Raw genomic sequence first — 10,983 nt, forward strand, 5'->3', positions numbered from 1 at the left:
ACACAGGGAGTCAAACATGAGTCAACTTCTCAAAGATAAGGTTGCATTTATCACAGGTTCAGCAAGTGGTATTGGGCTTGAAATCGCTAAAAAGTTCGCACTTGAAGGTGCAAAAGTCGTCATTTCGGATATGAATGCGGATAAATGCAATGAAGCCGTTTTTGCTTTACAAAAGGATGGATTTGACGCTTTATCTGCGCCTTGTGATGTTTCCAATGAAGATGCTTATGCTGCAGCGATTGAGTTAACGCAAAAGACCTATGGGCGTTTAGACATTCTGATTAACAATGCTGGTTTTCAGCATGTTGCTTCAATCGAAGAGTTCCCAACAGATATTTATCAAAAGTTGTTAAATGTAATGTTGGTGGGTTCTTTTATTGGAATTAAACATGTATTTCCAATCATGAAAGCACAAAAGTATGGTCGTATTATCAATATGGCTTCGATCAATGGTCTAATCGGCTTTGCTGGAAAAGCAGGTTATAACAGCGCGAAACATGGCGTGATTGGTTTAACGAAAGTGGCAGCTTTAGAGTCTGCACGAGATGGTATTACCGTCAATGCATTATGTCCGGGCTATGTAGATACGCCCTTGGTCCGTGGTCAAATAAAAGATTTGGCAAAAACACGTAATGTCAGTGAAACAAGCGCACTTGAGGACGTTATTTTAGCCATGGTGCCACAAAAACGTTTACTCAATGTTGAAGAAATCGCAGATTATGCAATTTTTCTAGCCAGTGAAAAAGCAGCAGGCGTCACGGGGCAAGCTGTGGTGATGGATGGCGGTTATACAGCGCAATAGTGTCAATATTCATCCAATCATAATTATCCCTTCTAGCCGTTGATATCGCTGCGGAAAGATCTGCTTATTCATCATCATTATTTGTGGAGGACGAATTCCTCCACAAATTTGAGTGAGTCTTGCCGTTATAAAAGCATTATTTTTCACTATTAAATATCAAGATATTCCCCACATTTTTCAAGGATAAGAGGAAGTGTATATATGAAATCAGTCAATAAAGTTGCCATTATCGGTACGGGTGTAATTGGTGCAAGTTGGGCTGCTTTTTATCTGAGTAAAGGATTTCAGGTCAGTGCATTTGATCCAGCCGCCGATGCAGAACTCAATTTAACGACTCGAGTTCAAACTTATTTACTCGATCTATTTGAATTAGAAGAACAAAAACAAAGTGATTTGGAAAGTTATATTACAGGGCTTTTGAACAATTTAAGGTTTTATCAAAATATTGCAGATGCAGTTAAAGATGCCGACTTTATCCAAGAAAATGGTCCAGAAAGAATTGATCTAAAAAAACAACTATATGTGCAACTCACACAAAATTGTCCAGAAGATACCATAATCGCGTCCAGTTCATCGGGTTTAAAAATATCGGATATTCAACAAGATTGTGTTTATCCCGAACGAATTGTTTTGGGACATCCTTTTAACCCGCCCCATCTATTACCGCTTGTAGAGATTATTGGTGGCGAGAAAACACATACAAAGTATATACAGGATGCTTTTGAGTTTTATCAATCATTGGGGAAAAAGCCGATTTTGATCCAAAAGGAAGTTAAAGGACATGTTGCGAACCGCTTACAGTCTGCGATTTGGAGAGAAGCATTTTATTTGGTTTCTGAAGGGGTGTGCAGTGCAGAAGATATTGATACCGCAATCACCAATGGACCTGGATTACGCTGGGCAATCTTTGGTCCATATCTCAATATGCAACTGGCAAACCAACAAGGGTTTAAAGCGGCGATGCATCATTTAGGTGAGCCAATGTCAGAATGGTGGGCTGATATGAAACCCTATACATTGACTGAAGAAAAAATCGAGATGCTTGATGATGCAACACAGCAGTTTGTGAATAGTCTAGGAGATAAAAATCTGCAATTGCTCCGTAATCAGGCATTGTTAAAAACTTTGAAAATGCGAGCAGAATTGGATTTGCCATAATCATTATTGTTGAATAAATATACAATTTGTCTTTAAGACTTTTGCCTCACTCCTGAATAGCGATGCTGATTTTGAAATGATTTTAGCTCGCTATTCAATCTGTTTAAAAATGCAACAGTAAAATATAATTTTTATTAATGAGTAAAATCAATAATATATCTACTATTGAATGATATTCAACTTTGATTGTCTCGTCTCACATCTAAAGTTTAAATAGATGATCCTAGATCCAATTGAATAGAGCGTTATCTCTATCACCTCAAAATAGAAAGATGATCTAGGATTCAAAAGTGCAAAATCAATGAATTAGCAAAAGCTGCTAAAATTTTGTATAAAAAGCATGAAGTTTATTCGGGATGAATGATTGACATTAAATCACTTGTATCAGTAAGCAGGGGGATGATGATATTTACAGATCAACAATTTTATGTGATTTATCAGATATTATTCCACTTTTTTAATCTTAATATTGAAGAATCTATTAAGCCTGTGAGTACGATATGTTTGACTCAATGTTATTTGACCCTATTCGGTTTATCTTTATAGGAACAGCGCTATCATTTAAGGACAATCTCTGTTGATTAGGCATTCAACTGATTGACAGGTGAGAACATGCTCACTATTTTAACTTTTAAGTTCTTTTTTGGAACTTGTTATTTTTAGATAAATCCTTGAGGTGAGTCATGTCTACATCAGCAGTGATAGAAAAATCAAAGCAAAAAATACCTGCATCATTTCCAGTACGCCGTATGGATTATGAGATTCAGGATATGCCTAAATATTGGTGTAATAATGAACCAACTTTTACACATTACTTCACAGGTCTATCCACTTTGTTTCCAGAAGGTGAGTCTTATTTTGTTCGCTCAGTACGTGCATTAAGAGACAAGGTGAAAAGCAATCCAAAATTAGACCGTGATATTGGCGCATTTATTGGTCAAGAAGCCATGCATTCTAAAGAACATCACGCTTTTCATGTCAGCGCTCAACAATATGGTTTAGATCCTGAATCTTTAGAAAAGGTGACTGGGATAATACTCAAAGCGATAGAGCAGATTTTTCCGAAAAAATGGAATCTATTGGTTACGGTTGGTTTGGAACATTACACAGCAGTTCTTGTGGTGGAAATGATGAAAAATGTCAATGAGTTAATGACAGACACCACGATTCGTAACTTATGGCTTTGGCATAGTGTAGAAGAAACTGAACATAAGGCTGTGGCATATGATATGTACGAATATTTATATGGAAAAGGTTTAGATGCCTATATTCCTCGAGTCGCTATTTTCACCTTTAGTTTAGTGCTGATTACTGCTTTTTCAAATATCTATCAAATGGTATTGATGTCGAGAGACAAGCAATTATGGAATATTAAGTCTTGGGTAAAGTTTGCAGGTTTTGCAATGCAGTCCTATCGAAAGCTTATTCCTCAATTTTTCTCTTATTATCATTTTGACTTTCATCCGAATGATACAGACGAATCTGAAATTGTCGCGCAAAGCAAAGTAAAGATTGGCATTTCACCTGAACAATCTACATTTATTCAATAGCATGAGAGTTTAGCTTAACTTATTCAGTAGGATAAATACATTGATACGCTCAATATGACTGGTTTAGAAATTATGCAAACATTTCTTAAAAGAACTCCAACTGACTCATGCAATTGCGAAAACGATATGAATGAAAGAGGTTGGAGAACTTGAATTTAGTTGAGTTGTATTTATTGTAATTGGATAAATGCTCAAGTGCTTCGGGTAAATGAAGGAGTTGTTTAATCAATCTCAAAAATAATAAAGGGGGGATATCCGATAATGAAATCATGGATCGAATATGCCCCACATTGTGTGCTCAAATCGAATGATAAAGAACGGTGGTACTATCCTTTATCGTTTAAAGCATGTGCCTCAGCCAAATACTTTTCCATCTCTTCTTCAGGAACCATACCTCCGCCAGTTCCCCAAATAATATGATTGGCATTTTTGAATTGTTTTTGACTAAGCTGATGGAGCGTTGCATAGTTTTGCTGTTGATGGATCAAAATTGGTCCAAGCATGCCTGCCAGTGCTGAAGGTTCCAATTTCAGTTGTTCAGAATCATTGAGCAGCCCTAACAAGAGATACATGCTTTCATCGCTCAATGTATAAAACCCATCCAGCAATCTTTGCATGGCACGTCCAACAAAACCCGATGCTCGTCCAACCGCAAGACCATCCGCGGCAGTGATATTATCAATCCCTAATGCTTGAACCGATATTTCATCATGCAACCCTGTCGCGACACCAAGCAACATGCATGGTGAATGGGTCGGCTCAGCAAAAATACAGTGCACATGATCACCAAATGCCATTTTTAAACCAAATGCGACACCACCCGGACCTCCACCAACACCACAGGGTAAGTAGACAAATAACGGATGTTCTTGGTCGACAAGAATATTTTTTTCATTTAATTGTTTTTTTAAACGTTGTCCAGCAACCGAATAACCTAAGAAGAGTGTTTGTGAGTTTTCATCATCAATGAAAAAACAATTTGGATTATTCTGCGCTGATTTTCGACCTTCCTCGACGGCGACACCATAGTCTTCGGCATACTCAATTACCGTCACATTGTGCGCGCGTAATTTATCTTTTTTCCATTGGCGTGCATCTGCTGACATATGTACAGTCACATCGAAACCAAGTTGAGCACTCATGATTCCAATCGAAAGACCTAGATTTCCTGTGGAGCCGACAGCAATACTGTATTGGCTGAAAAAGATTTTAAATGTTGGGCTAGCCAGTTTTGTATAGTCATCTTCATACGTCAATAACCCTGCTTGAATGGCAAGTTTTTCAGCATGATAAAGTACTTCATAAATCCCACCCCGTGCTTTAATCGAACCCGAGATCGGGAGATGGCTATCTTTCTTTAGCCAGAGTTGTCCTAGTATTGATTGCCCATAATGTTGTTCTAATCGTTGTTGCATATTTGCAATGCTTACCAGTTCTGATTCTATAATGCCTTTGGAGGGCTTTGTTTCTGGGAAGGCGTGCATCAAATATGGGGCAAAACGAGTTAAGCGGTCACTGGCATCATCTATATCTTTTTGAGTCAATCCAACATAAGGCAGACCCTCTGCAAGTGATGTAAAATTTGGATTGAACCATATCGTTTCTTTTAACGAAATGAGATCAGCAACAATAGGATATTGAGTGATCAATTGGTGAATATGTTGAGCATCCATAAAATTATTCCTGAGATCATCTGTGCAAGTCGCCATAGATCAGTCAATCGTTTTCAATTATCTTGCATTTACTTCGAAATCACTTCCGTAGCATGTGCTTGTGTGATCAAGTTTTGATGATTGGGCTATTGAAGTTAAATTTGAAAAATCTGTCAAACGAAGAAATTTGATCTATGCATTAAACTCATTCATGTGAACAGTGAACACATTGGGATGATGTTTTATAGTCAATCTGCGAAAAACTCATAGAGTCAATATAATTTCTAGATCAATAAAATTGATGCGATAGATATTTTATTTGATGATATAAAGCTTGTAATGCCACGCTTTATGGCTAACCTTTAAATCGATTTACGTAGACGATACTTCACTTTGATCAATCCATTTTTAGTAGAATCGTATTCTTGCGCTGCAAACAACGCAGTGCTTTGTTTTTGCTCATTTATCCCCGCTTAACATGGCGACATTCAAGTCAGCTCACGATAGCAAGACCATCTATGATTCAAAAGTGAAAAATATACGAATCATCCAAAGTTTCTAAAAATTCGTATAAACGATATAGAGTTCATTTGGAATAAATGATTAATATCAAATCACTGGTATGAATAATCAGGAAGTTTGACTATATTTTGATTTTAAATCAATGCTGTATGATCAATGTCGGTCACCAAACAGGATCAGCTATTGCATAAAAGTTTAATTCAAGGTCTAAAGGAAAATGCATGAACAACGCACATAAAAATCTAACGGGTTTTCAACTTTCCAAGCTTTATACATTCGAAGTTGCAGCGCGGCATGAATCTTTTGCCTTGGCAGCAGAAGAACTGTTTTTAACACCGAGTGCTGTGAGTCATCAAATAAACCAGTTAGAAAAAGAACTCGAGATCAAACTGTTTTTACGATTGCATCGTAAAGTGAAGCTTACACCTGAAGGAACACGGATTCTCGATGCTTTACAGTCATCTCTAGATGTATTAAATAGTGAAATCAATGCATTAAAAAATCAGTCTTTGGTTGGTGCTTTGACCCTTTATGCAAGACCATCAATCGCACAGTGTTGGTTATTACCCCATTTGCCTGATTTTGTTCAGCGTTATCCCCATATTCAACTTTCAATTTTGACAGGTAATGAAAATGTGAATTTTCAGCGTACTGGAATTGATCTTGCCTTGTATTTTGATCATCAACCTTCTACTCAACTGAATTATCAATATTTAATGGATGAATCAATTATTCCTGTATGCAGTCCTGAGTATGCTGAAAAGATTAAATTGAACAATAACTTAGAGAAGTTAAAAGATTGTACATTGTTGCATGATTGTCAGGCATGGAGTAATGGCACAGGAACAGAAGAATGGAATAGCTGGGCACAACATTTTCGCGTTCCTATAGAACATCTAGCTCAGTTAAGTTTTGATCGTTCTGACCTTGCATTGACTGCTGCAAAAAATCATTTAGGGATGGCAATGGGACGCAAAAAATTAATTGAAAATGACTTAAAAAATGGTGCACTGATTATGCCATTTCAAAACATGGAGTTGAAATGTGAACAGCATTATTATCTCGTTTCGTTAAAAAATAATGTATTGCCCAAAGTCAAAGTGTTCAGTGATTGGCTATTAGAGCTTGTGAAAAAAAATCAACCCATTGAAGAACAGGGAGCAATAAAAGAACATTAAGCAGAAAATTCGAATTTGCGCCAAGCAATTTTATTGTGATTGTGTACTAGAATCATCGGCGACACTGCTTAAATTCTGAAAAATATGCTGGTTTTACAAACTCTTGATATTATTTTTAATATTTAAATTATGGTGATTATATTTAAATTACTTTAAATAAAATGTTGTTTTGTTTAGTATTTGTGAATGATTAAAGTGAAAAAATTGAGTGACTTATCTTTATTTTGAAGTTCAAACATAAAAAATGCATATTGTAAATAATAATCTAATTGATTATTATTCTCATTTATTAAGTTGTGTGTCTATTTGTAATTTGTATAACCTCAAGTTTTTACGATGAGCTAAAGCAAAAATACACATGGTTAATGATTATCAATATCATTTTAATAAAAGGCTTCTCCCGCATGAATGCAAATCCTTTTGAACTTTACCAAACCGCTCAGTCTCACCGTTTGGAGTTAAAACCGCGTTATTTATCATTATGTTTGTTTGCATTGATGGCAGCAGGTGCAAGTTCAGGCAGTTTTGCAGAAGAACATCGTTTAGAAAAATCCAAATCTGATAATCAATATAATTCTTTAGCTACGATTACAGTTTATGCACAGTATGAAAATGACGCACCTGTTAGTCGGACATCCATCAATCGAGAAAACATGGATCAAACGGGCGTCACAGACATGGCGGGTATCGTGAAATATTTACCCTTGGTAAATGCGCCATTTTCTGTTGGAGGGGGCGGAACATTTTTTGATGGAACTGGAACCAGTAGTTATAACATCCGCGGTATAGATGCAAACAGAATCGGTTTGGATGTCGATGGGGTTGATTTAGCAGATGCTACGGTGAGTACTTATGTACCACCAAAAAGTATGAGTAAACGTGGTGCTGGTCGAGATTATATTGAGCCAGAAATGTTCACCATAGTAGATATTGTTTCAGGCACAACTGATGTTTCTACAGATGGTATCGGTGGTCGAGTTTCATTTAAAAATAAATCTCCAGAAGACTATTTGGTGAATGGTAAAACAGTCGCAGGGACAGTAAAAGCAGGTTATAGTTCTGCGGACCAAGCGTGGTTATCATCCGTCACTGGGGCTGTAGGTAATGATGATGTTAAAGCACTTGTTGCCTATGCACATCGTGAAGGGAATGAAACCAAGCCAAACTCAAAAACTCCAGCATTTCCATCAGATTGGACTTCAGATGCGGTGCTGACACGTTTATTGTGGAATTTATCCGACCAACATCAACTGAACTTTACCGCTGATTATTATAAGAAAAAAACTGATACAAAGGATATTGCTGCAAACTTATTTTCTAATTTTAAAAGTGATGCTAGACAACATCAAGATATTGATCGAACTCAATTCAGTATTCTACATACCTATAAACCAAATGATTTCCAGCTTTTCGATCAACTGAATAGCAAAATATGGTATCAGGAATCGAATAACGATACCGCGACAGCCTTTATGAACAGTGCAACGGTTGCACGTGATTTTTCAACAACTTATAAAGAGAAAAATACAGGCTTAAAAATAGATGCTAAAAAAGAGTTTAACAATCAAAAGCTAAAATATGGTCTTGCTGCAGATAAGAAAGAATATGCCAGTACTAAAGTTGACTTACGTAATGGTCAAACCATTTCAAGCATTTATCAAGGTGGTTATCTCTTAAACTCTGAATTGAAACGTTACTCTGCTTATGCATCAGATGAGTTTAGTCTAGATGTGCTGGGACGTGATCTAATTTTAACACCTGCTATCCGTATAGAGCGCCAAGAATTTAGACCTGAGATCACGTCTTATAGCGATGTTCAGGCGAAAGACTATAACTATGTATCTCCGAGCTTTTCAGCCAGCTATCAATTTACGCCGAGTAATTATAGCTATTTAAAATATTCAAGAGGCAATCGAATTCCATCTCCAACAGAAATTGGTGGGGTTTATCAAACCACACCTGGAAATCCGAGTTATATCGTCATTGGTAATTCTAACTTGAAAAAAGAAACCAGTGATGCATTTGAATTGGGTTTAAGAAATACATCAATTGATGGCATCAAATTTGATGTGACTGGGTTTTATTCCAAATACAAAGATTTTATCGACTATTACAACTATGGAACGACTCCACAATATCCTTATGGTTACTACAGAGCTGAGAATTTAGCTGATGCACAGATTTGGGGAGGAGAACTGTCTACGCGTATTGATTTAGGACAGTTTATCCCAAACTCTGATGGCTACAGCTTGGCATTGGTTGCGGGTAAAACCAAAGGCTCAGCAAAAAATAAAAATGGTGGCAAAAGTGGTGTGAATTCAGTTCAACCAGAAAAGGGAAGCTTGACGTTTGCTTATGATGATCCGAATAAAGTATTTGGATTAGGGATGACCGCTACAGCAGTTGGCGAAAGAATGGCAACTAAGGACGTCACGTCTTATCAGGATGATATTAAATATCAAAATGTAGCAGGTTATACCGTTTTTGATTTGTCCGCTTATTGGAACGTCAACAAATTCACCAAGCTGAATGTAGCATTCAATAATATCTTTGATAATACGTATTGGGACTATGCCGCAGTTGGTACGCTTACCGGCGCAAATCAGGCAAGTATCATTGACCGTGCTGCAGAACCTGGTCGTAATGTCGTTGCAAGTATCGAATTTAAATATTAATTTTTTTTAATCACCTGCTAGAAAGTTTTTTTAATCCAGCAAATACGTATATTTAAGGATATAAACATGAAAAAATTGGCACTCTTGATTGCAACGATCACAGCAATGACCAGTTCCGTATCAACCATTGCTGAAACAGTAGAGCAAACGGATGTTTACCAGCAGGCATATGCACTGTATATGCTTTATCACTCCAACAACAAAGACCAAACGACTCCAAGTTTGATTAAACAATATCCTCAAGATTATGCTGAATTGTTTAAGGGAAATAAAAAAGTTACGCAACAGCAGTTTATTCAATTTGAGCAAGCACGCTTAGAGCCCTTGCTGAAACAGCGTCGTGAAATGTCTGAAAAACAGGCGCATGTACGTTTCGGTATTCTGGATAATAACAAAGATCAAAAATTGACCTTGAAAGAATTTCAAGAAACGGGTCTAAAAACCTTCAATCAGTTTGACAAAAATCAGGATGGTTTGATCAATGCTGAGGATGCAAAATTATCAGACAACACTAATGCAACTCATGATGGTTTTAGAGTGAAATTACCGATTTCGATGCCTATGCCAAGCAATACACAAGAATTCATTACACAGTATGGTCAAGGAAAGAACTATGTCACGCTTGGAGATTATTTGACTGCACGAGATAAGCAATACTTTGCAACTGATGTTAACGGTGATCACATTGTGACTGAGAAAGAATATGTTGATGAGTTTATGCAACGCTTTGACCAAAACATAGCATCAGGAAAACTCAAAATGCAGGAAACCGCAGCGCAACAATTCCAAGCCATCAGTAAAGGTAAAACCACCATCCAACATGCTGATCTTCAACAGTTCGCTAAAAAACTGAATCAATCCATTCGTCAATAAGTCATTATTTTGCTCAGCCATTTTCGAATGGCTGAGCAATTTTGTATAAAATTTCAAGCTACTGATAAATATGATTATTTTCCTAATTTTGATATATCGTCAGTCTGTTGAAAAACGCATACTGTAAAATATAATTTCAATAGACCTCTTGCGTTAGTCAAAATTTGAGCAGCTGTGATCTTTGTTATGTAGTCAATCTGTTGAAAAATTCATACAGTAGAATATCATTTCTGTTGATCAATAAAATTAAAGCGATCAATATATTGTTTGATGATATAAAGCTTGCATTGCCACGCTTTAGCTCTAAAGTTTAAATTGTTTTGCGTAGGCGATACTCTACTTTTCAGAGATGAAAAGTAACAAAAATCTTCTGTTGAGCGAGGGGTACATCCTAATACCCCCGCTCAACATGGCGACATCCATGTCGCCTCGTGATAGCAAGAGTGTTTATGATTCAAAAGTACAAAATAAATGAATCATCCAAATCACTTGTATGAATAATCAGGCGGTTTGACTATATAAGGTATTGCATATAGCTAAATGACCCAAAAACCTACTTTCGCAAGAGGTCTA

At 36.7% G+C, this 10,983-nt stretch carries 7 protein-coding genes; 6 read left to right on the forward strand and 1 reads right to left on the reverse strand.

The annotated features are described in order from the left end of the window. The first annotated feature begins 16 nt into the window (after nt 1-16). The 3 genes from ACINWC743_RS14785 to ACINWC743_RS14795 all read left to right on the forward strand — a co-directional run bounded on the left by ACINWC743_RS14785 (nt 17) and on the right by ACINWC743_RS14795 (nt 3,510). On the forward strand, nt 17-802 hold the full coding sequence (locus ACINWC743_RS14785) for a 3-hydroxybutyrate dehydrogenase (protein ID WP_004828570.1): 786 nt from the start codon (nt 17-19) through the stop codon (nt 800-802). Nucleotides 803-1,003: 201 nt separating this feature from the next. Continuing rightward, on the forward strand, nt 1,004-1,960 hold the full coding sequence (locus ACINWC743_RS14790) for a 3-hydroxyacyl-CoA dehydrogenase NAD-binding domain-containing protein (RefSeq protein ID WP_009586004.1): 957 nt from the start codon (nt 1,004-1,006) through the stop codon (nt 1,958-1,960). Nucleotides 1,961-2,643: 683 nt separating this feature from the next. Beyond that, nucleotides 2,644-3,510, forward strand: coding sequence for a metal-dependent hydrolase (locus ACINWC743_RS14795; protein WP_009586003.1), 867 nt, complete (start codon nt 2,644-2,646; stop codon nt 3,508-3,510). A gap of 326 nt (nt 3,511-3,836) precedes the next feature. On the opposite strand, the gene dsdA is transcribed toward ACINWC743_RS14795, so the two are convergent. Then, nucleotides 3,837-5,183 (reverse strand): D-serine ammonia-lyase, encoded by a 1,347-nt coding sequence (dsdA, locus tag ACINWC743_RS14800; protein ID WP_009585990.1) that lies wholly within the window; start codon nt 5,181-5,183, stop codon nt 3,837-3,839. 722 nt (nt 5,184-5,905) lie between these two features. Here dsdA and dsdC point away from each other — a divergent pair. From dsdC to ACINWC743_RS14815, 3 genes are all read left to right on the forward strand, one after another. Next, on the forward strand, nt 5,906-6,862 hold the full coding sequence (gene dsdC / locus ACINWC743_RS14805; RefSeq protein ID WP_009586011.1) for a DNA-binding transcriptional regulator DsdC: 957 nt from the start codon (nt 5,906-5,908) through the stop codon (nt 6,860-6,862). A gap of 404 nt (nt 6,863-7,266) precedes the next feature. Continuing rightward, nucleotides 7,267-9,537 carry a TonB-dependent receptor domain-containing protein gene (locus ACINWC743_RS14810; RefSeq protein WP_009585998.1) on the forward strand — a complete coding sequence of 757 codons (2,271 nt, stop codon included), beginning with the start codon at nt 7,267-7,269 and terminating at the stop codon, nt 9,535-9,537. Nucleotides 9,538-9,603: 66 nt separating this feature from the next. After that, the gene (locus ACINWC743_RS14815) at nt 9,604-10,410 is read left to right on the forward strand and encodes a hypothetical protein (RefSeq protein ID WP_004828578.1); all 807 of its coding nucleotides are present in this window, start codon (nt 9,604-9,606) and stop codon (nt 10,408-10,410) included. Nucleotides 10,411-10,983 lie beyond the last annotated feature (573 nt).

The organism is Acinetobacter sp. WC-743 (genome assembly GCF_000335555.1).
In the GTDB taxonomy this organism is placed as follows: domain Bacteria; phylum Pseudomonadota; class Gammaproteobacteria; order Pseudomonadales; family Moraxellaceae; genus Acinetobacter; species Acinetobacter bereziniae.